24 protein-coding genes are annotated in these 23,952 nt (G+C 70.1%); 11 read left to right on the forward strand and 13 right to left on the reverse strand.

Annotation, left to right across the window (positions count from 1 at the left end):
- Nucleotides 1-66 precede the first annotated feature (66 nt).
- Nucleotides 67-1,092: an LLM class F420-dependent oxidoreductase gene (locus YIM_RS27700; protein WP_153033117.1), complete on the reverse strand. Its 1,026-nt coding sequence runs from the start codon at nt 1,090-1,092 to the stop codon at nt 67-69.
- Nucleotides 1,093-1,104: 12 nt separating this feature from the next.
- Entirely contained in the window at nt 1,105-2,034 is a 930-nt protein-coding gene (locus tag YIM_RS27705) for an oxygenase MpaB family protein (protein WP_153033118.1), read from the reverse strand.
- An 87-nt stretch (nt 2,035-2,121) separates the two neighbouring features.
- On the opposite strand from YIM_RS27705, the gene YIM_RS27710 reads away from it, so the two are divergent.
- On the forward strand, nt 2,122-2,709 hold the full coding sequence (locus YIM_RS27710; RefSeq protein ID WP_153033119.1) for a TetR/AcrR family transcriptional regulator: 588 nt from the start codon (nt 2,122-2,124) through the stop codon (nt 2,707-2,709).
- On the opposite strand, the gene dmpG is transcribed toward YIM_RS27710, so the two are convergent.
- From dmpG to YIM_RS27725, 3 genes are all read right to left on the reverse strand, one after another.
- Nucleotides 2,679-3,722: a 4-hydroxy-2-oxovalerate aldolase gene (gene dmpG / locus YIM_RS27715; protein ID WP_153033120.1), complete on the reverse strand. Its 1,044-nt coding sequence runs from the start codon at nt 3,720-3,722 to the stop codon at nt 2,679-2,681. The two genes, YIM_RS27710 and dmpG, sit on opposite strands and share 31 nt — an antisense overlap.
- Nucleotides 3,719-4,615: an acetaldehyde dehydrogenase (acetylating) gene (locus YIM_RS27720; protein WP_153033121.1), complete on the reverse strand. Its 897-nt coding sequence runs from the start codon at nt 4,613-4,615 to the stop codon at nt 3,719-3,721. Before YIM_RS27720 ends, dmpG begins: the two co-directional genes overlap by 4 nt.
- A 201-nt stretch (nt 4,616-4,816) precedes the next feature.
- Complete coding sequence (locus tag YIM_RS27725; protein ID WP_153033122.1) at nt 4,817-5,602, reverse strand: 2-keto-4-pentenoate hydratase; 786 nt, start codon at nt 5,600-5,602, stop codon at nt 4,817-4,819.
- A 40-nt stretch (nt 5,603-5,642) separates the two neighbouring features.
- On the opposite strand from YIM_RS27725, the gene YIM_RS27730 reads away from it, so the two are divergent.
- Nucleotides 5,643-6,395 carry an IclR family transcriptional regulator gene (locus YIM_RS27730; RefSeq protein WP_153033123.1) on the forward strand — a complete coding sequence of 251 codons (753 nt, stop codon included), beginning with the start codon at nt 5,643-5,645 and terminating at the stop codon, nt 6,393-6,395.
- Here the strand turns inward: YIM_RS27730 and YIM_RS27735 are convergent.
- Entirely contained in the window at nt 6,384-8,171 is a 1,788-nt protein-coding gene (locus YIM_RS27735) for an ABC transporter ATP-binding protein (RefSeq protein ID WP_228004055.1), read from the reverse strand. The genes YIM_RS27730 and YIM_RS27735 overlap by 12 nt on opposite strands.
- Nucleotides 8,172-8,249: 78 nt before the next feature.
- Here YIM_RS27735 and YIM_RS27740 point away from each other — a divergent pair, with 78 nt between their 5' ends.
- Nucleotides 8,250-8,807: a TetR/AcrR family transcriptional regulator gene (locus YIM_RS27740; protein ID WP_153033124.1), complete on the forward strand. Its 558-nt coding sequence runs from the start codon at nt 8,250-8,252 to the stop codon at nt 8,805-8,807.
- On the opposite strand, the gene YIM_RS27745 is transcribed toward YIM_RS27740, so the two are convergent.
- A complete protein-coding gene (locus YIM_RS27745; RefSeq protein ID WP_228004056.1) occupies nt 8,804-10,087 on the reverse strand; it encodes a helix-turn-helix domain-containing protein in 1,284 nt (427 codons plus the stop codon). The genes YIM_RS27740 and YIM_RS27745 overlap by 4 nt on opposite strands.
- A gap of 365 nt (nt 10,088-10,452) precedes the next feature.
- Here YIM_RS27745 and YIM_RS27750 point away from each other — a divergent pair, with 365 nt between their 5' ends.
- The 8 genes from YIM_RS27750 (at nt 10,453) to YIM_RS27785 (ending at nt 18,217) form a co-directional block, all read left to right on the forward strand.
- Nucleotides 10,453-11,049, forward strand: coding sequence for a toll/interleukin-1 receptor domain-containing protein (locus YIM_RS27750; protein ID WP_153033125.1), 597 nt, complete (start codon nt 10,453-10,455; stop codon nt 11,047-11,049).
- Nucleotides 11,039-13,219, forward strand: a complete 2,181-nt coding sequence (locus YIM_RS27755; RefSeq protein ID WP_153033126.1) for a hypothetical protein — start codon at nt 11,039-11,041, stop codon at nt 13,217-13,219. The genes YIM_RS27750 and YIM_RS27755 overlap by 11 nt, the downstream gene beginning before the upstream one ends.
- The gene (locus tag YIM_RS27760) at nt 13,216-14,220 is read left to right on the forward strand and encodes a hypothetical protein (protein WP_153033127.1); all 1,005 of its coding nucleotides are present in this window, start codon (nt 13,216-13,218) and stop codon (nt 14,218-14,220) included. The genes YIM_RS27755 and YIM_RS27760 overlap by 4 nt, the downstream gene beginning before the upstream one ends.
- 77 nt (nt 14,221-14,297) lie before the next feature.
- On the forward strand, nt 14,298-15,230 hold the full coding sequence (locus tag YIM_RS27765; RefSeq protein ID WP_153033128.1) for a protein phosphatase 2C domain-containing protein: 933 nt from the start codon (nt 14,298-14,300) through the stop codon (nt 15,228-15,230).
- Nucleotides 15,227-16,222, forward strand: a complete 996-nt coding sequence (locus tag YIM_RS27770) for a protein kinase (protein ID WP_153033129.1) — start codon at nt 15,227-15,229, stop codon at nt 16,220-16,222. Before YIM_RS27765 ends, YIM_RS27770 begins: the two co-directional genes overlap by 4 nt.
- On the forward strand, nt 16,219-16,935 hold the full coding sequence (locus YIM_RS27775; protein ID WP_153033130.1) for a vWA domain-containing protein: 717 nt from the start codon (nt 16,219-16,221) through the stop codon (nt 16,933-16,935). Before YIM_RS27770 ends, YIM_RS27775 begins: the two co-directional genes overlap by 4 nt.
- Nucleotides 16,936-16,937: 2 nt before the next feature.
- Nucleotides 16,938-17,495 (forward strand): hypothetical protein, encoded by a 558-nt coding sequence (locus YIM_RS27780; RefSeq protein ID WP_153033131.1) that lies wholly within the window; start codon nt 16,938-16,940, stop codon nt 17,493-17,495.
- Nucleotides 17,492-18,217, forward strand: coding sequence for a hypothetical protein (locus YIM_RS27785; protein ID WP_153033132.1), 726 nt, complete (start codon nt 17,492-17,494; stop codon nt 18,215-18,217). The genes YIM_RS27780 and YIM_RS27785 overlap by 4 nt, the downstream gene beginning before the upstream one ends.
- A 4-nt stretch (nt 18,218-18,221) precedes the next feature.
- Here YIM_RS27785 and YIM_RS27790 read toward each other — a convergent pair whose 3' ends face one another.
- The 6 genes from YIM_RS27790 to YIM_RS27815 all read right to left on the reverse strand — a co-directional run bounded on the left by YIM_RS27790 (nt 18,222) and on the right by YIM_RS27815 (nt 23,951).
- Complete coding sequence (locus YIM_RS27790) at nt 18,222-19,031, reverse strand: hypothetical protein (RefSeq protein ID WP_228004057.1); 810 nt, start codon at nt 19,029-19,031, stop codon at nt 18,222-18,224.
- 507 nt (nt 19,032-19,538) lie between these two features.
- Nucleotides 19,539-20,717 carry a glycoside hydrolase family 3 N-terminal domain-containing protein gene (locus YIM_RS27795; protein ID WP_153033134.1) on the reverse strand — a complete coding sequence of 393 codons (1,179 nt, stop codon included), beginning with the start codon at nt 20,715-20,717 and terminating at the stop codon, nt 19,539-19,541.
- Nucleotides 20,714-21,301 carry a hypothetical protein gene (locus YIM_RS27800; RefSeq protein WP_153033135.1) on the reverse strand — a complete coding sequence of 196 codons (588 nt, stop codon included), beginning with the start codon at nt 21,299-21,301 and terminating at the stop codon, nt 20,714-20,716. The genes YIM_RS27795 and YIM_RS27800 overlap by 4 nt, the downstream gene beginning before the upstream one ends.
- Nucleotides 21,302-21,448: 147 nt before the next feature.
- Complete coding sequence (locus tag YIM_RS27805; RefSeq protein ID WP_228004058.1) at nt 21,449-22,183, reverse strand: FAD:protein FMN transferase; 735 nt, start codon at nt 22,181-22,183, stop codon at nt 21,449-21,451.
- Nucleotides 22,183-22,590, reverse strand: coding sequence for an FMN-binding protein (locus YIM_RS27810; protein ID WP_153033136.1), 408 nt, complete (start codon nt 22,588-22,590; stop codon nt 22,183-22,185). The genes YIM_RS27805 and YIM_RS27810 overlap by 1 nt, the downstream gene beginning before the upstream one ends.
- A gap of 8 nt (nt 22,591-22,598) precedes the next feature.
- A complete protein-coding gene (locus YIM_RS27815) occupies nt 22,599-23,951 on the reverse strand; it encodes a ferric reductase-like transmembrane domain-containing protein (protein WP_153033137.1) in 1,353 nt (450 codons plus the stop codon).
- Nucleotide 23,952 lies beyond the last annotated feature (1 nt).

Raw genomic sequence — 23,952 nt, forward strand, 5'->3', positions numbered from 1 at the left:
ATGAATGGGCTTCACGTTCAACGAGGAGGCTACGTGACCGGCCTCACCCTGCCAAGAGCTGCCGAGCTACGACACCACGTCCGCGATCTTGCGCAGCGACGCCGCGTCCCCGCGCACCAGTAGCGTGGTGACCACCGTCTTGTCCCACTCCGCCAGCTTCTCGCGGATCCTCGACGGCGGGCCGATCAGCGAGATGTCGTCCACCAGCGCGGTCGGGATCGCGGCGGTGGCGTCCTGCTTGCGGCCGGACAGGTACAGCTCCTGCACCTCGCCCGCCACCTCCTCGTAGCCCATGCGCACGAAGACGTCGTGGTGGAAGTTCGCGTCCTTGGCGCCCATGCCGCCGATGTAGAGCGCGAGCGACGGCTTGATCAGCGCGGCCGCCTCCTCGACGTCGTCGTGCACGATCACCGGCGCGGACGCGGGCACCTCGAAGTCGGCGAAGCTGCGCCGCGCACCGGGTCGCGCGAAGCCCTCTTCCAGCGCGGCGCGATAAAACGGGTCGCTCTTCGGCGAGAAGAACAACGGCAGCCAGCCGTCGCAGATCTCGGCCGAGAGGGCCACGTTCTTCGGGCCCTCGGCGGCCAGGTAGATCGGCAGGTCCTTGCGGTACGGGTGCACGGTCGACTTGAGCGGCTTGCCCAGCTTCGCGCCACCGGGGTGTGGCAACTGGTAGAACTCGCCGTCGAAGGTGACCGGTTCCTCGCGCGCCAGCACCCGCCGCACGATCTCCACGTACTCGCGGGTGCGCGCCAGCGGCTTCGGGTACGGCTGCCCGTACCAGCCCTCCACCACCTGCGGACCGGACGCGCCGAGGCCGAGCACGAACCGGCCGCCGGAGAGGTGGTCCATGGTCAGCGCGCTCATCGCGGTCGCGGTCGGCGTGCGCGCGGACATCTGCACGATGTTGGTGCCCAGCTTCACCCGTTCGGTGGCCGCGCCCCACCAGGCCAGTGGCGTGAACGCGTCGGATCCGTAGGCCTCGGCGCTCCACACCGAGTCGAAGCCGAGCCGGTCCGCTTCGGTGATCGCCTCCAGCGCACCCTGCGGCGGACCGGAAGACCAGTAACCGACGTGGTAACCCAGCTTCATGAACCACTCCTCCTAGTTCGGCACCTTGGGTGCATAGTGGGTCGGGCTGTCGCGTTCGTCCAGCGGGGGCAGGTTGCGGGCGGGCGTTTCCACCAGCGGCGCGTCCACCGGGGCCCGGCCGAGCGCGCGCCGCCAGCCGGCTCGTGCCCTCGGGTGGTAGCGCCGCTCGAACGGCACCAGCTTGAACGCCGCGTTGATCAGCCGGCCGGTGAGCCGGTGCAGCTTCGCGTCGCGCGCGGTCCAGGTGTAGCCGAGCTTCTCGCGGATCGGCGGGTCGTACATGCCAACGGTCAACCAGACGAAGTTGCGCGCGACCAGCCCGCGCACCAGGTTCCACACCGGCGACGGCAGCCACCGCATCCCGTTCGGCTTCGGGATCTTCCCGATGTCGAGCACGTCACGGGTGGCCTTGTTGTCCTCCAGCACCTCGGTGCACATGCGGTGCCAGTACGCCTGGAACTCCTCCCAGGTCTCCGGCACCGGGCGCATGCTCATGCCGTACATCCGGTACCACTGGACGTGCTCGTCGAACATCTTCCGCTGCTGCGCCGCGGTCAGCCCGCCCATGAAGTTCTCCGCGATGAGCAGCGCGGAGACGAAGAAGGTGGCGTGCGCCCAGTAGAAGGTGTCCGGGTTCAGCGCGTGGTACGGGCGGCCCTTCGAGTCGATGCCCTTGATCGTGTTGTGGTAGCCGCGGACCATCTTCGCGGTCTCGTACGCGCGGGGACCGTCGTAGATGACTCCCCCGATCGGGTACAGCGAGCGGAACAGCCGCTGCCAGCGCTCCTTGAAGAACTGCGAGTGCTGCTCCACACCCGCCCCCAGCTCGGGGTGCATGTTCTGCATCGACCCGGCCCACAACGCGATCAGCAGGCCGCGCCAGTCGCCGAAGTACTTCCAGGTCAGCGAATCCGGGCCGAGCGGCTCTGGCTCCTCTGGCATGCTCGCCCTCCTCGGTGTGACAACGTGTGTTGTCAAGATAGGATTGACAACGACCGTAGTCAACTGACGAGTAGGTAGGGTTCGACGATGCCTGGCCGGACCTGGGGTGGCACCACGCTGACCGATCGCAAGGCGGCGCGGCGCGCGCAGCTGATCGAGGCGGGCATCGACCTGCTCGGCGCCGAAGCGGGGCCCGCGGTGAGCGTGCGCGCGGTGTGCCGTCACGCCAAGCTCACCGAGCGGTACTTCTACGAGAGCTTCGCCGACCGCGACGAGGTGGTGCTGGCCGCCTACGAGCACGTCGGGCAGGCCGCTCGGCAGGCGCTGATCGACGCGGTCGAGGACAGCTCCCCCGAACCGGAGGAACGCGCCCGCGCCGCGGTCACCGCCTTCGTCGAGCTGATCATCGACGACCCGCGCAAGGGCCGGGTGCTGCTCCTGGCCCCGTTGAGCGATCCCGCGCTGTCCAGCCGCGGGGTCGAGCTGCTGCCCGCGTTCGCCGCGCTGATCCGCGAGCAGCTGCCGCCCGGCGCCGCCGAGGTCGATCGGAACATGACCGCGATCGGCCTGGTCGGCGCACTCGCGAACCTGTTCATCGCCTATCTCGGCGGCCTGCTCGAGGTGTCGCGGGAGCACCTGATCGATCACTGCGTGCGGCTGCTCGCCCGCGCCTGATCCCGCTCCGCCATCAGCTTCAGCGCGATGTCGATGATCATGTCCTCCTGGCCGCCGACGTACTTCGCCTCGCCGACCCGGTACAGGATCTCGTGCGCGGGCACGCCGTAGCGCTCGGCGGCGCGTTCGGCGTGCAGCAGGAAGCTCGAGTACACCCCGGCGAAGCCCTGCACGATGGACGAGCGGTCCATCACCGGCAACCGGGTGATGTAGGGCTTGACCACGTTCTCCGCGGCCTCCATCAGCACGTCCTTGTCCACCCCGGTCCGCACGCCGAGGCGTTCGAAGGTGGCCGCGAGCACCTCGGTCGGCGAGTTCCCGGCGCCCGCGCCGAGCGCGGCCAGCGAACCGTCGATCTGACGTGCGCCCGCCCGGTGGGCCAGCACCGAGTTCGCCACGCCGAAGCTCAGGTTCTGGTGCCCGTGGTAGCCGACCTGCGCCTCGTCCCCGAATTCGGCGACCAGCGCGGCGACCCGCTCCGAGGCGTCCTCCAGGATCAGCGCGCCGGCCGAGTCGACCACGTAGACGCACTGGCAGCCCGCGTCCACCATGATCCGGCCCTGCTTGGCCAGATCGTCCGGAGTGGACATATGGGCCAGCATCAGGAAGCCGACGGTCTCCAGGCCGAGCGCCCGCGCCGCGCCGAAGTGCTGCATCGACACGTCGGCCTCGGTGCAGTGCGTGGCGATCCGGACCGCGCCGGCGCCGAGATCGGCCGCCGCCTTGAGGTCGTCGACGGTGCCGAGACCGGGCAGCAGCAGCACGGCGATCTTCGCCCGCTTCGCCTCCTCGACCGCGGCCGCGATCAGCTTGCGCTCGTCGACCAGTGAGAACCCGTAGTTGAAGGTGGAGCCGCCGAGCCCGTCGCCGTGGGTGACCTCGATCAGCGAGATGCCCGCGGTGTCCAGCGCGCGCACGGTGTCGCGCACGTTCTGCTCGGTGAACTGGTGTGCCATGGCGTGGCTGCCGTCGCGCAGGGTGGTGTCGACGAGCCGGACTTCGCTGGAGGTCATGCCGAAACCGCCTTCCGCTGCGCGAGCAGTTCGCCGACGCGGGCCGCGGCGGCGGTCATGATGTCCAGGTTCCCGGCGTAGCGCGGCAGGTAGTCGCCGTTGCCCGCCACCTCCAGGAACACCGCGACCCTGGCGCGGTCGTTCCAGCCCGGCCGCGGATCGTCGAACTGCGGTTCGGCGGTGAGCGTGTAGCCGGGCACGTACTCCCCCACCGCGCGCACGATCTCGTGGATGGAGTCGGTGATCGCGGTGCGGTCGGCGTCCGGGTCGATCGCGCAGAACACGGTGTCGCGCATGATCATCGGCGGCTCGACCGGATTGATGATGATGATCGCCTTGCCGCGGGTGGCACCGCCGACCTCCTCGATGCCGCGCGCGGTGGTCCGGGTGAACTCGTCGATGTTCGCGCGGGTGCCCGGTCCGGCCGAGCGCGACGAAACCGACGCGACGATCTCCGCGTACGGCACCGGGGTCACCCGCGAAACCGCATGCACGATCGGAATGGTGGCCTGGCCGCCGCAGGTGATCAGGTTGAGGTTCGGCGCCGCCAGGTGCTCGGTCAGGTTCACCACCGGGCAGGTGAACGGCCCGACCGCGGCGGGCGTCAGGTCGATCGCCTGTATCCCGGCCTCGGCGTACCGCGGCGCGTTCGCCTCGTGCGCTTTTGCCGAGGTGGCCTCGAAAACCAGCTCGGGAACGTCGTCCTGGGCGAGCAGCCAGTCCACTCCTTCGGCCGAGGTGCGCAGCCCGAGGTCGGCGGCGCGGGCGAGCCCGTCGGAGGCGGGGTCGACGCCGACCATGTAGCGGACGTCGAGATGCTCGCTGCGGCGGAGCTTGACCAGCAGGTCGGTCCCGATGTTCCCGGGGCCGACGATAGCGGCGATCCGTGGCATGTGCGGTCTCCTAAGTCTTTTCTCAGCGGCGCAGCCGCTGGCTGTGGGCCGTCAACCGGCACCGCGGCGGGTTCTCAGGTGTCTTCTCGCGAGGACAGCTTCACCGTGGTGAATCGGCTATTCATGAGGTGGAGATCCCGGAGCGAGAAGACACCTGAGAACCCGCTACCCGCACCGCCACGCAAACTTTCGAAACACTCACTAGCTGAACACGGCGCTCACGGCGCCGAGGCCGTCGATGGTGCAGGTGACCCGGTCGCCGGGGGCCACCGGGGCGACGCGGGTGATCGAGCCGGACAGGATCACGTGGCCCGGTTGTAGCGCGGTGCCCATCTCGCCGAGCTTGTTGGCGATCCACACCAGGCTGTTCAGCGGATTGCCCATCACCGCGCTGCTGTCGCCGGTCTCGATCACCTCGTCGTTGAGGTGCAGGGCGCACGGCGCGCCGGCCAGGTCGATCGCGTCGAGCGGCACCGGGGTGGCCCCGAGCACCACCGCGCCGGAGGATGCGTTGTCCGCCACCGTGTCCACCAGGGAGATCCGCCAGTCGCGGATGCGGGAGTCGACCAGTTCCAGCGCGGGCAGCAGGTGGTCCACCGCGTCGGCGGCCTGCTCGGCGGTGACCCCGGGGCCGCGCAACGGTTTCCGGAGCACGAAGGCGACCTCCGGCTCGATCCGCGGCTGCAGGAAGCGCGCGGTCGGGATCGGCTCGCCCTCGGCGTAGAACATGGTGTCGAGCAGGTGCCCGAAGTCCGGTTCGTCCACGCCGAGCTGGCGCCGGGCCGCCTCGCTGGACAGGCCGACCTTGTGGCCGCGCACCACTCCGCCGTCGGCCTCCCAGTGCCGGACCTGTTCGAGCTGCACGGCGTAGGCGTCGGCCACGGTCAGCCCGGGGTGGGCCTCGACGAGCGGCGGGATCGGTTCACCGGAGACGTAGGCGGCGAGCAGGTCTTCGGCGAGGGCGTGGTGCAGGGCGGTGTCGGGCATGCCGTTCACCATCCACCCGGGAATGGGGCACACTCAATCCATGTGTCCCGCTGAGCGGAACGACGAAGGAGCCACCGCCGCGCGGCTCGCGCTGCTGCTGACCGCGTTCCGTCCCGGCGACACCGCGCTCGGCGTGTCCGAGCTGGCGCGGCGCACCGGCCTGCCCAAATCCAGTGCGCACCGGCTGATCGGGCACCTCGCCCGGCAGGGCCTGCTGGAACGGGACGGCACCCGGGTCCGGCTGGGACTGCGGTTGTTCGAGATCGGCCAGCTCGCGGTCCGGCAGCGCGGACTGGTCGACGCGGCCCGGCCCTATCTCGCCGATCTTCGAGAGGCGACCCGCAACACCGTCCACTTCGCCGTGCTGGAGGGCACCGAGGTGGTCTACCTCGACGTGCTGCGCGGGCCGGACGCGCCACGCCTGCCGTCGCGGACCGGCGGGCGCTTCCCGGCCCACGCCACGGCCGTCGGCAAGGCGATCCTCGCCTTCTCCCCGGACAGCCTGGTGGACCAGGTGATCGCGGCGGGGCTCGGCCGGATCAGCCGCCGCACGATCACCGCGCCCGGCCTGCTCCGGCGCCAGCTCGCCAAGGCGCGGACCGAAGGCGTCGCCTACGAACGCGAGGAGTCGGTGCCGGGAGTGGTCTGCGTGGCGGCGCCGGTGCTCGACGCGAACGGGACCGCGGTCGCCGGGATTTCCTTGTCCGGCTGGACGAACCGGATGGGCACGGCCCGGATCGGCCCCGCCGTCCGGACCGCCTCGTTCGCCCTGTCCCGCACGCTACGCGGCTGACTCCTGGTCCTGCGTGGCGATCCGCAGCGCCTCGACCAGCTCGCGGTACAGCTCGTCGGTCCGCAGCAGATCCTCGTGCGAACCCTGCGCGCGGATGCGGCCGTTGTCCATCACCACGATCGTGTCGGCGTCGATCACCGTGGACAGCCGGTGCGCGATGGTGACCACCGCGCCGGTGGCCGCGCGGCGGCGGATGCAGTCGTGGATCGCGGCTTCGGTGAGCCCGTCCACCTGCGCGGTCGCCTCGTCCAGCAGCAGGACTTCCGGCGTGCGCAGCACCGCCCGCGCCAGCGCGATCCGCTGCCGCTGCCCGCCGGAGACCGAGGTCGAGGACAGCGGGGTGTCCAGGCCGTGCTCCAGTGAGCTGATCTTCTCGGTCAGGCGCACCTCGTCGAGCACCGCTCGCAGTTCGGCTTCGGTGGCCTCCGGGTGGGAGTAGAGCAGGTTCTCGCGGATGGTGCCCGGCACGATCGGCGTCTCCTGCTCGACGTAGGCCAACCGCTCGCGCACCTGGGCGTAGGTGTAGTCGTGGTACGGCCTGCCGTCGAGCAGCAGTTCTCCTTGCTGTGGCTCGAGAAACCGCAGCACCAGGGAGAACAGCGTGGTCTTGCCCGCACCGGACGGACCGACGATCGCCACGTGCCCGCGGCGCGGGATGGCCAGGTCGATCTCGCGCACCGCGGGCTCGGCGTCCGGTCCGTACGCGGCGGTGAGCCCGCGGAACAGCAGCACCGGCCCGGCCTGGATCGGCTCGGCGTACCGGTCGGCACGCTCGGTTCGATCGGTCTCGACCGGCATCGCCTCCACCTCACGGATCCGGCCCGCCGCGGCGATCCCGGACTGCAGCGTGGTGACGTTCTGGCTCAGCTCCATGATCGGCTCCATCAGGCCGAAGGCGTAGAGCAGGAAGGCGATCAGGCTGGAAACCTCCAGCAGGCCGAGCCCGACCCGCCAGGCGCCGAGGCCGAGAATGGCGATGATCGCGATCTGGATGCCTGCCCAGGCGATCGTCCACGCCACCGCCTCGCGGCGGACCGCGCGAATGCTGTGTGCCGCCGAGGATTCCGCCTCGCGCAGCACGTTGGTGGCCTGGCGTTCCTCGGCGCGGCTGACCTTCACCGTGCGGATCGCCTGCAGCGCGCCCTCCAGCAGCCCGCCGAGCTTGCCCACGTGGTCCTGCGCGCGTTCCTGCGCCTTGGCGATGGCCGGCATGAGCAGGGCGAACAGGATCGCCACGACCACCACGGCCAGCACCGTGGTGCCCAGCAGCATCAGGTCCAGCATGCCCATCAGGACCAGCGTGCCGATCAGCATCACCACCCCGTTGATCAGCGCGATCACGCTCGAGGTGGCGGCTTCGCGCAGCAGCACGGTGTCGGAGGTGACCCTTGTGACCAGCTCGCCGGTCGGGCGGCTGGTCACCGCGGGCACGGTGGCGCGGAAGAACCGGCGGACCATCGATTCGCGGGCGCGCAGCACCACGCGTTCGCCGAGGGAGCCGAGCAGGATCCACTGACAGGTCCAGATCAGCACACCGACCACCAGCAACCCGACCAGCGCCAGCACCGGCCCGGTGAGCGAGCCGGACGAACCGAGCTGGTCGAGCACCCACTTGGTGACCATCGGCGTGGCCAGTCCGGCGCCCGAGCCGAGCAGCGCGAGGAACAGGCCCAGCGCCAGCGTGCCCTTGTGGGGCCGGGCGAAGGACCAGAGCACCCGGAGGCGCGGCAGGCGTCTCTTCGGCTGAACAGTTGTGCCCTCATCTTGAACATTCACGTTCCCCAGTGGAACATCGATGTTCCACTATCGTCAACCCGAATTCCGATTCGGAACACGGAGAAGTACGGTGAGCCGATGAGCGAGGAGACCGGGACCCGGGCCCGCACGCGCCGGGCGATCCTGGACGCGGCGATCGCGGTGCTGAACAAGGACAGCGGCGCGTCACTGGGCGATGTGGCGAACGCGGCCGGGGTCGGCCGGACCACCGTGCACCGCTACTTCCCGGAGCGCTCGGACCTGCTCACCGCGATCGGCGCCGACGTGCTGGAGAGCATCGAACTCGCCGCCGTCCGCGCCCGCCTCGACGAGGGGGACGCACTCGAAGCGCTGGACCGGCTCTGCCAGGAGTACTTCGACCTCGGTGACGTGATGATGCTGCTGTTCAACAACCCCAGCCTGATCAGCGATGAGCAGTGGGAAGAGGAGAGCGACGCCGACCGGGCGCTCAACCGCCTGATCGAACGCGGCCACGCCGAGGGCACCATCGATCCCGCGATGCCGGCCACCTGGGTGAACAACATGATCTGGGCGCTGCTCTACGCGTCGTGGCAGCAGACCGAGCAGTACGGCAGCTCGAAGCACACCTCGATCGGGCTGTGCCTGCGTTCCCTCCGCAAGACACTGGCCGCCTAGGTCCCGCGGTACAGGACCCGCCCGAACACGGGGTCGAGCGCGCGCACTTCCGGATGCGCGTGCCAACGCCGGAACGTGGCGGCGAGCTTGGTGACGTCGGCGAGAATGGTCGCCGACTCGATGGTCGCCACCTGCTCCAGCATCGATGCCGTCAGCGCGCAGGCGCGTTCGAGATCGCCGGTCGCGGCGTGCGCCAGCGCTTGGCGGACGCCGAACCGCAGCCGCGCCCGGACGGCGGAAGCCGGGATACGCGGGAGCTCGCGGTCCAGCACCGCGGCCGCCTCGCCCGGTCTGCCGAGGTCGTACAGGCAGCATCCGGTGACCACAGCGACCGGATCCCGCACGTGCGAGGTCCCGATCGTCGGCCCCTCGGGCACCTTCTCGCGAGCCAGGTCCAACTGGCGTGCCGCGACATCCAGCGCACGCATGCACCGGTCGTAGTCCCCGGCGAGCGCGTGCCCCTGCGCCTCCCGCTGCGCCGCGAGACCGAGGATCCGTGGCGGCGTGTCCGGCTCCTTTTGCGCCTGCCGCGCCAGTTCCACCGTGGTACGAGCGTCGCCTTGGTACATGCTCAGCAGCGCACGCCGCACGTAGGCATACGCCAGAGTCTGCCGATCATCGGTTTCCCGGGCGATCTTGATCGACCGGGCAATCCACCAGGCGGCGCCATCGTTGTCACCGGCCTCCTGCGCCATCCAGCCGGCGAACTCGGCGACCCTGGCCGACAACACGCCGACCTCCGCCCTCGCGATGCCCTCACGAGCCAGGCCCCGCAACGCCTGCGCCTGCCCGACCACCATCGGCAGCACGTGGGCCGCCGGGGTCACCTGCCCGAGCCCGCGCGCTGATTCCAGGAGTTCGCGGTGGTGGGCGAGCTGGCCGGCGACCGGAGCCGGCAGCGGCCGCCGGATGCCGGCGGCGGCGAGCACGGCAGCACCGCCGAGCAGTATGTCCCGTCGCCGCACCGGCGTGAACGACGTCCGGCCGTCGGGTGTCATCGTCATCGTCCAGATCCCATCGTCGTCGTGCTCGGGCTGGGTCGCCGCGTCGGGTTCGTGGACCGGCACGAGCGCGGCGAGCGCTCCACCGGCGTCCAACTCCGCGTCGCACCGCCGGGCGAACTCGACCGACGGTGCCTGCAGTCCGGTCTCGACGCGGCTGACGTAGCCCTTGCTGTAGTAGAGGCGGCGGGCGAACTCGGTCAGCGAGATGCCGATACCCGTCCGGTACCCGCGCAGTCGCGGCCCGAACGCTCCGGAGCTCTCCGCACTGGAAGTCACCGTGCCACCTTTCGTCACCCACGGAACCGGCCGGTCCACCGTGGCTTATTCCATTCTGCCGCCACTCCGGCACGAGTGGACCGGATTTCCCGGGCACCAGCGGATCGGGAAACGGGAAACAACCTGCGTTCACGGAGGAAACGAAAGGCAACTGTCCTCTTTTTCCGGCATGGTCTGCCGACTGGACAAAATTGGGTCAGAGAGGACAGGAAACGGGAAACATAGCGCTTACCTCTCGGTAGCCCTTGTCAAGGCCCCAAGTGGTTGTTAAAGATTGCGCACCATCACATCGATAACCGGCAAGTGGCCCAGTGCACCACCCTTTTGCCACATTGTTTCCCTCCCGCGCGAAGGACGCCCACACCGTGACCCAGATCTTCCTGAACTACCGGACGACCGACCAGCCGTACGCCGGAGCCATGCTCGACGAGGCGCTGTCCGCGCGCTTCGGATCCTCCGCCGTCTTCTTCGCGTCGAGGTCGATTCCGCTCGGTACCTCCTGGGAACAGGAGATGTTCCGCGCGGTGGCGGCATCGACCGCGGTGCTGGTACTCATCGGCCGCGGCTGGGCGGACGCGGTGGACGAACACGGCGCCCGGCGCCTCGACCAGCCGGACGACTTCGTGCGCCGCGAAATCCTGCACGCTTTCGAATTGGGCAAGCAGGTCATCCCGGTACTGCTGGAAACCACGCGTGTGCCGGAGGAGAAACTGCCGCCCGAACTCCGGAAACTGGCCGGCCTGCAGGAGATCAAGATCGGTTTCCGCAGTTCGAAGCCCGACATCGACCGCCTCGCCGCCAGGCTCCGGATTCAGATCCCCGAACTGCGTGACGCGCAACCGCCACCGGCGGAAAACCACGCCGGCTCCCGGGTGGTGAACGCGGAGAACATCGACAACAGCTTCATGGGCGACTTCGCCATCAGCGGCGACTTCAACCTGGGAACGGGCCGTGGCGACTGAAGAGAACGCCACCGGGACAACACCGGAGACCGAGGCGAAACCCGCCACCGAAGCACCCGCGGCCGAAAGCGCCCCGCCACCCGTCACACCCGATGCACCGCCACCGACGCGCGAGGAGGCGATGAAGCGGCTCCGCGGCGCGTCCGACCTCTCGAATATTCGCTCGGAGAAGATCATCTCGGCGGATATCTCCCGGCTCGACGGGTCGGCGACCGTCAACATCTTCCAGGGCGACTTCTCCGTCGACGGCGATTTCCTGACCGGTGGCGGCAGCCGCCGGACGTCGCCGAGGCGGGCGAGCAAGATCCGCCTGCCCGCCGACCGCCTGGCCGAAGAAGCGGACTACTACGTGCCCTCGGCCGACTTCGCGGCCGGGATGGCCACCCTGCGCGAGAACTTCCTCGCCGTGTTCTCCGGCCCGGCGGGAACGGGCCGTGGCGGACGGGCCCGGGTCACGCTGGTGCGGGTGCTTCGCGAGGCAGGACTCGGGCTGGAGGTGTTCGAACTCGGCGGGTCGGTGCTCGGCAACATGACCTGGCGGGTCCCGCAGCGGAACTGCGGGCTGATCGTGGCGGACCGGCCGAACAACCAGGGCAAGTTCGTCGCCGAAACCTCGATCACCGAAGCCTGGCTGGACTACGCCTCGAAGGAACTGGAAGAAGCCGGCAGCTTCCTGGTGGTGGTCACCGGCCCGGTGACCGGCGGAGAGCTCGCCACCACCCCGAAACGGCGTGACTTCGTCATCGAGAACATGGAACTGCCCGACCCGATGGAGATCGTGCGCCGGTGGGTCCAGCAGACCATTCCCTCGATGAGCGCCGACGAGCTGACCGCGCTGCTGGCCGAGACGAACCTGGCGGAGTTGCTCGACGAACGGGACGACCCGCAGTTCGCGGCCAGGGCGGGAAAGGTCGTGTCCGACGCCATCCGTGGCGAAAGCGATCTCGCCACCGCGGTCACCCGGCTCGGTGATCCCGAAGGGCGGGTGCGCGAGTGGCTCAGCACCGAGCCCGACGCATCTGAGATCGCCTTTGTCCTGGCCACCGCGGCGCTGGAGGGATCGAGCTACCTCAACGTCGCCGATGCCGCGGTCGCACTGGCCCGCCAGATCGGGAACAGCTCGGCCAAGCTGACTCCACGCTACCTGCGCAAGCTGATGGCCGAACGCTCGTGGATCGAATACCTGGAGCAGCCAGGCATTCCCGGCAGCCCGCCGACCCTGCGGTTCCGGCACGCCGAACTGCGGCCCGCGGTGCTCGCACTGATCTGGTTCGAACTGGACGGTGCCCGCGAGAAGATCCTGCCCTGGCTGACCAAGCTCGCCGAGCACGCCGATGTCGAAGTGCGCGCCCGCGCGGCCGTGGCAGCCGGAATCCTGGCCGCCAGCGACTTCGAACACGGCATGCACCGGTATCTCGAGCCGTGGGCCGCGAACAAGTCCCGCACCCTCCAGCAGAGCGCCGCGCTCGGGGTCAACGTGGCCGGCCGCGTCGGCGTGCCGGCGAACGCCGTGTGGGACTACATCACGACCTGGGCCGAGCAGCTGGTGTACGGCGGCAACCGGTACCTGCCCGCAGCCGCCGCACTGGCCGCGGGCGGACCGCTGGGCGTGGCCGAGCCCCGTCGCGCGCTGCGTGTGCTGCGCACCGTCGTCTGCGAGGGGGACTGGGAACTGCTCATGCCCGCGGCGCTCACCACACACGGCCTGCTCGAAGCCGGACGGGTGAGCGAGGTACTCGAAGCGCTGCTCGAATGGACCGAGCCGGGCACGGCCGAAGAGCCGCTCGAGAAGGCACTCAACATGTTCGCCTTCGCCGCCTGGGAAGAAGGTTCGGAAGGCACGGAAGCCGCTGACCGCCCGGTGCTCCTGCTTTCCGTGGCGAAGCACCGCGATGTCCTCACGCAGCTTTGGGGACGGGCACTGGCCGCAGAAGGGGTCCGCCCGTCCGCGCTGGATTCCCTGCGGGAGTGGGTCCGGGTGGCTGATCGGGACCCGGCTGTCCGTGACGACGTCCTGCTGCTGCTCGGCGGCCTGGCCGACCGGGGCCCGGACGACTTCGAGCGGATCTGCCACGCCCTGCGTACCTGGGCGGAGGACCGCGATGAGCCGCTCGACGCGGCCGCTTACTTCTACAACGAGATCATCGAGGCAGGAGAACTGACGGCATGAGCGAGACCTACGACCCGGTACCGGAAACGGTCGAGTTGCGGCGCCTGCGCGTGGGCACTCCGCTGCGCGCACCGGCGATGGGCACCGTGCTGGTGCTGGAGCGGGCAGTGGGCGAACCGGTGCTGGTGCACCACGGCGAGCGCGTGCCCGACCGCCGGATCGGGAACTACCGGCGCATGCACCGCGTCGTCACCACCACTCGCGCGGTTTCCGTCGTGATCAAAGCGCCGAGCAAGGACCCCGCTTTCCCGTTCAGCGTCACCGTTCGCTTCGGCTGCCAGGTCGTCGATCCGGTGGCGATCGCCCGCGACGGCGTGCACGACATCGCAGCCGCGCTGCGCCCTTCGCTGGCCGCGATCGTCCAGGAGACCACGGTCGGGTACGACGTGCTGCAGAGCAACGCCGCCGCGGCCGCCGTCGCGGAACGGCTCAACACCGCTTACCCGCTTTCGGCAGTCCGGCTGACCTCGTTCAGCGCTTCGGCGGACGCCCTCGACACCGCGGAAATCGTGACCACGACCCGCGAACTCCGGGTCGAGGAGATCCGGCGCGCGGCGATGCGGCCCATCGCCGGCGGCGGCCGGACGGAGATGCTCGCCCACATCATGGCCAAGACCGGCGGTGATCCGACCCCCTTGCTCGAGCGGGAACAGGCGGCGCGGGAAGCCAACACCAGGGCCAGCCTCGACGCTTTGCGGGTGCTGATGGGGTCCACGGAGAAAATGGAGGAGTTCAACACGGCCGAAATCCGCAAGCACGCCGTCGGCACCTTCTTCCCCGACGCCAAGCCGCTGGGCACCGCGGGCACCGGTGCCATCCGGGAACGCCTGGAGCGGAAAGTGAAAGGAGAACTGGACAGCCCGGCCGTGGTCGAGGGCAACACACCGACGCACAGCGAGCCGCCCGCACAGCCCGCGGACTCCCCGGCTGCCGACGGCAACGGCAACGGTCACCCGCCGAGCCGCCTGCGCGGTACCGCCGCGGGGTCCGGTGGCGAGTGAGCGAAGTGGACATACATCCCGTTGCACGGGGAACCACCGCCCAACTGTGGCAGTACGAGGAAACCGGCCTCATCGCCATGGCCGTCTGGACCGAGCGCGAGCCGGGCCGCGGTGAGGACGCGGAGCCGCTCCTGCTGTTCCATCGGCCCGAGCGCCGCGGCTTGCTCGCGGTGTTCGACGGCGTGGGCGGTGCGGGGCGGGCCAATGCCGGCTCGGGTCGCTCCGGTGCCGAACACTCGCAGGCGTGGGTGGCCGCCCGCCGCGCACGCGGGCTGGCCGAGGAGTGGTTCTCCCTGCACCTTCCGACCGAACTCGGCGAGCACATCGCCGACCGGCTCGGCGAGGGCGCCCCACCGGCCGGCCGGATGCGCGGCAGCATGCGCCGCGAGTTGCCCACCACGCTGGCCGCACTGTGCTTCCGGCTCACCGGGAACGAGGTGGGCTGGGAGGTGCTGTGGGCCGGTGACTCACGGTGCTACGTCGCCGAAGAACACCTCGGACTCCAGCAGCTCAGCCGGGACGACACCGAATCCGCCGATGCGCTCGAACTGCTCACCCAGGATCCGCCGATGACGAACATGGTCAGTTCGAGCCGGGCGTTCTCGCTGAACCACTGGCGCGGCCGGGCCCAGCTGCCCTGTGTACTGCTGTGCGCCACCGACGGTTTCTTCGGTTATGTCGGTACTCCGGCCGAGTTCGAGCACCTCCTGTGGAACACACTGGTCACCGCGCAGAACTGCGACCACTGGTCGGCGCTGCTGGCCGACCGGGTGGCCGGCTACACCGGCGACGACGCCTCGATCGTGGTCACCGCACTGGGTTACCGGGACTTCGACGAGTTCCGGGCCAGGTTCCGGCCGCGGGCGGACACCGTGTGGACCACGCACGCCGAGCCGATGGAGCGCGTCCGGCCGGGCGATCGCGCCGCGCTCGTCGCCGCCCGTGCCGAGTCCTGGCACCGGTACCGATCCACGTACGAAAACCGGCTGGCCGAAGGGAGTCCGTGGTGAAGAAGGGCCAGACCATCAACGGCTATCTCGTGGTGAGCAGGCCGGGCAACGCGAACGCGGGCAAATGCCTGTGGGCGTTCGCCGAGAAGAACGGGGAACCGTTCTTCATCAAGGAGTTCCTCGATCCCAAGCGGCCGCGGGAGAACGGCATGGGCTCGCCGGTGGACAAGCGGCGGCGGCTCGGCGAGTGCGACCGGTTCGAGCGGCGGCACGAGCGGATGATGCTGCTGTTGCGCGCCGACGACCCCTACGCCGGGAACCTCGTGCTCGCGGTGGACTTCTTCCCCGATGGCACCAGGTACTACAAGGTGACCAGGCGGATCGACGCGGCCCGCACCGCACCACACACCCTGAGCGGCCGGGAACAGGCGGTACTGCTGCACACCCTCGCGGACAGCCTCCGCCTGCTGCACGAGCGGGGCATCGTGCACGGGGACCTGAAGCCGGACAACGTGTTGCTGTACCGGCCGGCCCGAAGCCGGTTCCACGTCACCAAACTGATCGATTTCGACGACGCGTATCCGGCGGGTGAACCACCCGCGCGCGAACTCGTCGGCGGCAGCCCGTCGTACGGCGCTCCCGAGTGGCTGCGCTACATGCGGGGAGACAAGGCGGTGCGGGCGCGGGATCTGACCCAGGCCGCCGACCTGTTCTCCTTCGGCCTGCTGGTGCACACCTATCTCGTGGGTGAGCCACCGGGCCACGACGCCGCGTACGACTCACCCGCGGCCGCTGTCGCCGCCGGGGCGGAGCTGATCTTCGCCCCGGGCCTCGACCCGCAGACCACGCGATTGCTGCGGGCGCTGACCGACCCGGACCCGGCGGCACGCCCGTCCATCGCCGAAGCCACCCGGGTGCTCGACGGCTTCGGTGACAAGGCCCCCGCCGAACGGGCGGCACGGAGCAGCCGGGTGCGCATCAACCTCACCGGACGGACACAGCTCAACCTGTCCGGCCCCTCGGCCGGAGAAAGGACCACAGAGGCTCAATGACCACACAGCCTGCTCAGACCCAGCAGTCCGCCAGCCTGAAGTACGCCGTGGACATCGTCTTGTGCATCGACGCGACTGACAGTGTGGGCCCCACCCTGGACAACGTCAAGCACAGCGCGCTCTCCTTCCCGAACCGCCTGGCCCAGGAGATGGCGAGCAAGGGACGCGGCATCAGCAGCCTCCGGCTCAAGGTCATCGCCTTCCGCGACTTCGGCGACCATCCGGACGACGCGCTGACCCAGACGCCCTTCCTCGCCATTCCCGATCAGCTGGGCGAGTTCGAGCGTGCCGTGCGGGAACTGGCCCCCACCGGCGGTGGCGACCTGCCGGAATCCGGTTTGGAGGCGCTCGCGCTCGCGATGGACTCCGACTGGGAGACCGGATTGGACCGGCGGCGGCACGTGATCGTCATGTTCACCGACGCGGCCGCGCATCCGCTGGGCGACCCGCGGCAGACCAGGGCCCACAACTACCCGCCGAAGACGCCGCGCACGCTGGACGGCCTGTTCCAGCGCTGGGGGCACGCCCAGAGCCGGAACTCCGCGATGGAGAACTCGGCCAAGCGGCTGCTGCTGTTCGCTCCGGAGGAATACCCGTGGAACGACATCGCCGAGGACTGGAACCACACGCTCTACTTCCCGTCGACGGCGGGAGAAGGGCTCGAAGAATGGGAGATGGACGAGATCATCGCCACCATCGCCAACAGCCTCTGACCGTGCTGCTGCCGAGGAGGAAACCGCGCACCGAGTGGCGAGCCGAAGCCGGGCCGGGGTACCAGCTGCGTGAATACCGCCGGGGCATGCCGACCGGGCAGGTCGCGGTGATCGCGCGGCCCGAACTCCCCGGCGCGGTGGCGCACGGACCCGACGTCTGGCTGACCTGCCGGGCCGACCGGCTGGAGATCGGTGAACACCGCGGGGCCGGCCGGGAGGGCGCTCGCCTGCACCTGCCGTACCGGTGCTGCACGGAACTGCGGCTGATCGGCGAGCCCGGCCTGCCGGGCTCCGCGCCGATCCGCCTCACCCTTTCCGCGAACCTCGGCGGCGGCACGGCGTTCACCTTGAACCTGTGGTTCCCGGCGGTGCATCGGCCGTTCCTCGAGGATCTCGCCCGCCGGGTGGCGGGCCGGCGAACGCCGCCACCGCGGCGAACGCTGGTGCCACTCGAGGTGTCCGTCGCACCGGACAGCCCGGACTGGCTGGTCTTCCGGCCCGTGCCCGACGACGGCGTGCTGGCACCCCGCCCGCCCACCCGACCAGGAGATCCCCGATGACAACCGCGGCCTGGGTCTGCGATTCCTGTGAAACGAACAATCTCCCCGGTGCCGAGGTGTGCCGCGCCTGCCGCCAGCCACCGGGAAGTGCCACCGGTGAAGTGCGCACGGTGCCGGCCGCGGTGGCACCACGGCGGCAGCAAACCCGTCACGTGACCAGTCCCCTGGCGGCGAGTCCGCGTGACCGGGCCACGCTCGCGCTCACCCCGCCTGCTCCGGCCAGACCAGCACCTCCCCCGCCACCCGCCGGGCCGGCCGGCACCGGTGTGCCGCGGCGGCCTCGTCGCATACCCGTGGCCGCCGCGGTCGCGACCGGCATCGGCGGGCTGCTCATCTGGTTCGTCATCCTGGGCGCGCTCGGGCAGTCCACCGACCCAGCGCCGCCGGCTCCGGCGCAACAGGCCGAAACCGCCTGCCCGCCGGCGGTGGCGACCTGGTTGCCCGCCGACGGCTCCGACGCGGTCCTAGTCGCGGCGTACACCACGGACGAACACCAGATCGTGGTCTGCCGCACCGCCGGCGGGCAGCACTACTACGACGGGCGGAAGAAAGGAAAGCCGGTCAATTCCGAAACACACATCTCCCTCGAGGCAAGCCAAACCGCCAACGGTTTTGTCGCCTACAACAAGAGCTATCGCTACGAAATCAGCGGCAGCGAACTGAGGCTCACGCGGAACAACGAGGTCCTGCTGCGGGAAACCCTGCAACGGACCGGGCCCTGATCGATCATCCCTCGCTCCAGCGGAACCCGTAGGTGAGTCCTGGCATCAGGCCGCCGAACTCCGCGTGGACCTCACCCGTGGAATCGGGTTCGGCTGGCTCCCCGGTGGCCACCGGATCGTCGAGGTCCCGCTGGAAGCCGCCGGAGAGCAGCCAGATCTCCGGCGGGATCCGGCCGGTGGCGAAGCGCACCCGGAGGTCGAAGCGGTCGCAGCGCTGTTTCGGCACGCACACGTAATGCGGTTTCACGCCCGCTCCGGCTTCCGCGCGAAAACGCACCACGAACACGTGCTCGTCCCCCTTCGCCAGCGTCACCGGAAGTTCCAGGGCGAAACCGGTCCGGTCGGCCGCCTGCTGCCGGGTGCCGAGCAGACGTCCGCCGCTGAACAGGTCGATCCCGGGCCGGTCCGGTGAAGCCGTCACGGTGAACGCCAGGTCCAGCGTCCGCAACCCGTCCCGTTCGGCGACCACCCGGCGGATCTCGAACGCCTCCGGCACCGGCAGGTCCAGGTTCACGAAGGTGCGCAGTTCCCGGGTGTACCAGTCCGCTCGCGGAACCGCGGCCGGCGACGGCGGGTCCTCTCCGGCCGTCCGGTCGTCCAGCACCTCGGCGAGATGGGTGATGCCCTCGTCGACGCGGCGGCGAACCGTGCGGCGGTCCCGCCCCATCCGGTCGGCGGCCAGATCCACCCGGTTCCCGTAGAAGGGCAGCCGCGCGGCGGGATCCAGCGCGAACGCCACGCGCAACAGGGCCCCCAGGTCGTCCGGCAGGGCCGCGATCGCCATGCCGAGCGCGGCCACGACCTTCTCCCTCATTTCCGCCGGGTGGTCGCCGGCGCTGATCCCGGACCGCTTCCGCAACTCCGGCCCGATTCGCGCATCGAGCGGGATCGTGAGAACACCGCGCCCCTTCCGCAACACCTTCAATTCCCGCACGAGCGCACCGGCCGCACTCATTTCCCACCTCCGCCGAACTCCGCCAACCTGTGCCAGCCTGGCCGTGCCATCGTTGGACCGCAAGGTGAACCCCCCATTCGGCAGGTGGCAGGCGGTCGCGTTTCCCGTTTCCCACAACTGCCGGAAACAGGAAACCCCTGTTGCTCTCAGAATGCCACCGGCATTCTTGAATCAGATTCGGAACACCACCAGGTAAATCATCCCGGATCAATCACCAAAGGCTGCGGTGGATTCATCGCGCCATCGATTCGAATTCCGATGGGAAGGAGGTGAGTGTCATGCAGACCCACTTCGTGCTCGAACTGCTCGTCACCTGGCTGACCGCGTTCGGCGCCTGAGCCCGCCGTCCGCGCGGGGTGCCCTCCCCTAGCGGCACCCCGTGCGGAGCCGGAGCACGCGGTCGAGAGCCTCGGCGACGCGGTCCGCCGGCAGTTCACCGGATGCCTTCGCCTTCTGCAGTCTGGTCAGTACCGGGCCCGGCGCGTCGTGACCCGACCAGAGGGCGATGTCCGCGCCCGCGGTCAGCGCGGCGAGCACCGCGTCGGGCAGGCCGTAGCGGTCGGTGATCGCGCGCATGGCACCCAGGTCGTCGGTCATCGCGACGCCGTCGAAGCCGTAGTCCTCGCGTAGCAGCCGATACGCCGCCGGGCTGACCGAGGCCGCCTCTCCCCTGGTCAGTCCGGGGACGTCGAGGTGGCCGAGCATCACCGCGGGCGCGCCACGCGGCAGCAGGTTCGCGTACGGCAGCAGATCGGATCTCTTCAGCTCGGCCAACGCCGGCGTGCGCACCAGGCCCTCGTGCGAGTCACCTTCGGCGCGGCCGTGGCCGGGGAAGTGCTTGAGCACCGGGAGCACGCCGGACTCGGCCAGTCCGTCGGCGAAAGCACCCGCGTAGCGCGTCGCCACGGCGGGGTCGGGGCTGTAGGACCGGTCCCCGATCACCTCGCCCGCGGGTCCGTCGCTGAGATCGGCGACCGGAGCCAGGTTGATCGTCACCCCGCGGTCCTTCAGCTTCCGGCCGCGGTCGGCGCCGAGGGCGCGGACCTGCTCCGGCGTCGAGGTGGCCGCGAGTTCGCGGGCGCTCGGCAGGTCGCCGTCGAGATCGTCGATCCGCTGGACCCGGCCGCCCTCGTCATCCACCGCGACCAGCAGCGGATGCTTCGACGCGGCGTGCACCGGGTTCAGGCGGCTGCCGCTGAGCAGGCGCGTGGCGCTGCCGCCGACGAAGATGCCGCCCACGTGGTCGTCGCGGACCACCTCGATCGCGTTGGTCTCGTCGGCGGGGTTCACGCCGACCATCAGCAACTGCGCGAGCTGGTCGCGTTCGCTGAGCCCGGCGGCGAGGTCGGCACAGGCCGGTCCGGTGGGCGCCTCCGTGGTGGCCGGGCTCTCGGGTGAGACGGCCGCGCGCGGAGCGGTCGCCGACGGGGTTTCCGCTGGTGGGCGCGCGGGCGCCGGGGTCTGCACCGCCGCCACGATGACCGCGCACACCGCCGCTCCCGCCGTCAGCGAGAGCAGCCCAGCTCGGGTACCAGCACGTGTCATTTGCGGACCAGTGTATTTCCCTCGTATCCGCCGCTGTATGCCAGCCGTTTGGCGTAGCAGTCGTCCTTGTCGATGCCCTGGTCGACGCACCAGCCGTTGGCGGCCTCACCGGTGGCGAACCGCTCCGGCACCACGGTGATCCAGAAATCGGGATGCTTGAAACTGCGGAAATCGCCGGACCACAGCAGCAGCGCGCCGGGATAGCTTTGCTTGTTCGCCAGGTAGTCCTGCCAGATCCGGCGGTGGTCGAAGGTTTCCCCGCGCACCACCAGTCCCGGCTGCTTCGCCGAAAGCTGCGGCACCCAGTACCCGACCAGTGCCGAAACCGCGTCGCGGTCCACCACGAGCTGCCGTTGCAGCAGGGACAACGCCGTTTCCGCCGGGGCCTCGGTCACCGTGGTCGTCGACGGCGCCCTCGGCGGCACGGTGTAGGTCGGCACGGTCACCGTGGGCGCCAGGTAAACCGGGTATTCCTCGGGCGCGCCCACCACCACGTCCGGGCGCGCCTGCCGGACGAGCACCACGGTCAATGCCACGAGCAGCCCGATCACCAGCGTGATCACCACCGCGGTCAGCGATTTCATCCCGGCCGTCCAACCCGTTTCATACGGTGGCGGCGCGGCACGCGGGAATTGCCAGTTCTGTTGTTGTTCAGGACGCATACGAGAGAAGTCGGCACTACAGAACCGGTGTTACGACACCGGGAATCCGCGGAAGGGAACTATTTCCAACTACGCCAGCGGCAGGTTCTCCGAGCGGAAAACGCGGTTGTCCGCGGTGACCGCGAAGACCTCGCAGCCCGGTTGCGCGGCCGCCCATTCGGGGCCGTCGGCGCCCATGGCGAAGGCGGCGGTGGCGGTGGTGTCGGCGATGGTGAGCGTGTCGGCGACCACGGTGACGCTCTTCAGGCCGGTCGCCGGTGCACCGGTGCGGCCGTCGAAGATGTGGTTGCCGCGTTCGTAACGACCCGAGGTGGCCACCGCGGCGTCCTCCACGGACAGCACCGCGCACAGCTGGTCGATCCGCTCGGGATGCCGCACGCCGACCCGCCACGGCCCGCCGGCCGCGACCACGTCCCCACCGGCGTTGACGCAGAACCGCCGCGCGCCCGCGTCCATCAGCGTCTCGGCCGCCCGCTGCACCGCCCAGCCCTTGACCACCGCGCACGGGTCGACCCCGCGCCCCGGCAGGCGGACGCTGAACGCGCCACCGCTGCGCTCCTCGTACCGGCGGCACACCGCCAGCACCTCGATGAAGTCGTCGCTCAGCTCGGCCGGGGTCAGCTCGGCGCGGTTGAGCCTGCTCACCTCACTGTCCTCGCGGAACGGGCTGAACCGCGCGTCGACCTCCCGCAGCCAGTCGAAGGCGTGGTCCACCGCCGGCCCGAGCGGGCTGGTGGTGGCGCGGATGTCGATCGAGATCGGGAAGCCCATGATGTGCTCGACCCGTCGTGGATTGTCCAGCATCAGGAACCCTTCCCGTCGAGAGCCGCCTGCAGCGACTCGGCATAGGCTTCACTGGTCATCGTCGCCCCCGACACCGTGTCGATGTCCGCGCTCTGAGCGGTCAGCGCTTCCTCCCGCAACCTGGGCAACGCCTGCTCGGTCGGATTGGTGTCCGGCGCCCGCAGCACCCGCACGTCCGTTATCGAACCATTGGTCAGCACCACCTGCACCTGCACGATGCCGTGACGTCCGGCGGTGACCTCGGTGCCGGTCAGCGTCCGGCTGTCCGCGCCCGGCTGGGCCGGTGCCGGTGCCGGGGCCTCGGCCTGCGCCACCACGGCGGTCTCGGTGTGCGGGGTCGGTTCGTACTGCCACAGCCAGATGAAACCACCGGCGGTGAGCAGAAGCACGGGAATGGTCTTCTTCATCTCTCTCCTCAACCGGCCAGGCTGAACCGCTCGGCGTGCACCTGCGCCGCGGGCAGCCCCAGCTCCTTCAGGCCGCGCACGGCCGCTTTGGTCATTCCCGGCGGCCCGCAGACGAACACGTCCCGGTCGGCGACGTCGGGCACCAGCCCGGCCAGGTTCCGCGGCCCGAGCACCGGCCCGTTCGGACCGTCCTGATCGGACGGACCGGTGAGCAGGCGCAGCACCGCGCCCCTGGTGCGGGCGATCGCGGTCAGCTCGGCCATCAGCACCGCGTCGGTTTCCGAGCGGACGCGGTAGAGCAGCACCACGTGCCCGCTGATCTCCTCGAGCAGCGCGCGGATCGGCGTGATGCCGACCCCGCCCGCGATCAGCAGCGCGTTGCCGCGGGTCTGGTGTGCGGTGGTGAACGCGCCGTACGGCCCCTCGGCGAACACGCGCGTCCCCGGCCGCAGGCCGCGCAGCCCGGCGCTGCCCCGCCCCACCGCCTTGACGGTCAGCCGCAGCGAACGGCCGTCGGGCGCGGCGGACAGCGAGAACGGGTTCGCCTGCCACCACCGGTCACGGCTGAGGAAGCGCCACAGGAAGAACTGGCCCGCCCGCACCGGCAGCTCGTCCAGCTTCTCGCCGGTGATGTACACCGACACCACGTCCGGCGATTCCGGGACCACCGCGGACACCCGGAACCTGTGCTTGAGGTTGCGTCGCAGCGGCAGCACCACCCGCCCGGCGGCCACCGCGCCGAGCGCGACGCCCCACAGCGTCCACCAGTACGCCCGCGCCGGCGCGGAGTCCACAAAGGTCTCCCCGACCGCGACCTGGTGGCCGAAGGCGAGCACCACGGCGAGATAGGTGTACAGGTGCGTGAAGTGCCAGGTCTCGTAGGCGAGCCGCCGCCGCGCGTACCGGGCGGACAGGCCGCCGACCACCAGGATCAGCACCAGCGCGACCACCGCGCGCAGCACGTCCTCCATGGTGGTGATCAGCGTGCCGAGCTGGTCGATCGGCCCGGTGTTCTCGACCGCGGCGTAGCCGAACACGATGAACACCGCGTGCCCGGTCAGCGTCCACACCAGGCCGAAGCCGAGCAGGCGGTGCCACGAGGTCAGCCGGTCCATGCCGAGCCTGCGGTCCACCCAGGGCAACCGGGCGACGAGCAGCAGCTGGAAGGCCATCAGCAGGGCGCCGTAGAGGCCGGTGAGCCTGCCGAGCGAGACGAGCGCGTTGCTCGACGGCCCCGACGCGGCGAACAACGCGGTGACCACCACGACGTTCGCGGCGAACAGGGTGGACAGCACGATCCTGGCGGCGGTGCGCGGGCGGACGGCGGGGGCGGCGAGCCCGGCACTGGTGACTTCGGCCATG

This window comes from Amycolatopsis sp. YIM 10 (assembly GCF_009429145.1).
Taxonomy (GTDB): domain Bacteria; phylum Actinomycetota; class Actinomycetes; order Mycobacteriales; family Pseudonocardiaceae; genus Amycolatopsis.

What these genes read in the sequence shown, in the direction of transcription:
- YIM_RS27700 (WP_153033117.1), bottom strand. Translation starts at nt 1,092, where the DNA reads ATGAAGCTGGGTTACCACGTCGGTTACTGGTCTTCCGGTCCGCCGCAG.
- YIM_RS27705 (WP_153033118.1), bottom strand. Translation starts at nt 2,034, where the DNA reads ATGCCAGAGGAGCCAGAGCCGCTCGGCCCGGATTCGCTGACCTGGAAG.
- YIM_RS27710 (WP_153033119.1), top strand. Translation starts at nt 2,122, where the DNA reads ATGCCTGGCCGGACCTGGGGTGGCACCACGCTGACCGATCGCAAGGCG.
- dmpG (WP_153033120.1), bottom strand. Translation starts at nt 3,722, where the DNA reads ATGACCTCCAGCGAAGTCCGGCTCGTCGACACCACCCTGCGCGACGGC.
- YIM_RS27720 (WP_153033121.1), bottom strand. Translation starts at nt 4,615, where the DNA reads ATGCCACGGATCGCCGCTATCGTCGGCCCCGGGAACATCGGGACCGAC.
- YIM_RS27725 (WP_153033122.1), bottom strand. Translation starts at nt 5,602, where the DNA reads ATGCCCGACACCGCCCTGCACCACGCCCTCGCCGAAGACCTGCTCGCC.
- YIM_RS27730 (WP_153033123.1), top strand. Translation starts at nt 5,643, where the DNA reads ATGTGTCCCGCTGAGCGGAACGACGAAGGAGCCACCGCCGCGCGGCTC.
- YIM_RS27740 (WP_153033124.1), top strand. Translation starts at nt 8,250, where the DNA reads ATGAGCGAGGAGACCGGGACCCGGGCCCGCACGCGCCGGGCGATCCTG.
- YIM_RS27760 (WP_153033127.1), top strand. Translation starts at nt 13,216, where the DNA reads ATGAGCGAGACCTACGACCCGGTACCGGAAACGGTCGAGTTGCGGCGC.
- YIM_RS27765 (WP_153033128.1), top strand. Translation starts at nt 14,298, where the DNA reads ATGGCCGTCTGGACCGAGCGCGAGCCGGGCCGCGGTGAGGACGCGGAG.
- YIM_RS27775 (WP_153033130.1), top strand. Translation starts at nt 16,219, where the DNA reads ATGACCACACAGCCTGCTCAGACCCAGCAGTCCGCCAGCCTGAAGTAC.
- YIM_RS27785 (WP_153033132.1), top strand. Translation starts at nt 17,492, where the DNA reads ATGACAACCGCGGCCTGGGTCTGCGATTCCTGTGAAACGAACAATCTC.
- YIM_RS27790 (WP_228004057.1), bottom strand. Translation starts at nt 19,031, where the DNA reads ATGAGGGAGAAGGTCGTGGCCGCGCTCGGCATGGCGATCGCGGCCCTG.
- YIM_RS27795 (WP_153033134.1), bottom strand. Translation starts at nt 20,717, where the DNA reads ATGACACGTGCTGGTACCCGAGCTGGGCTGCTCTCGCTGACGGCGGGA.
- YIM_RS27800 (WP_153033135.1), bottom strand. Translation starts at nt 21,301, where the DNA reads ATGAAATCGCTGACCGCGGTGGTGATCACGCTGGTGATCGGGCTGCTC.
- YIM_RS27805 (WP_228004058.1), bottom strand. Translation starts at nt 22,183, where the DNA reads ATGCTGGACAATCCACGACGGGTCGAGCACATCATGGGCTTCCCGATC.
- YIM_RS27810 (WP_153033136.1), bottom strand. Translation starts at nt 22,590, where the DNA reads ATGAAGAAGACCATTCCCGTGCTTCTGCTCACCGCCGGTGGTTTCATC.
- YIM_RS27815 (WP_153033137.1), bottom strand. Translation starts at nt 23,951, where the DNA reads ATGGCCGAAGTCACCAGTGCCGGGCTCGCCGCCCCCGCCGTCCGCCCG.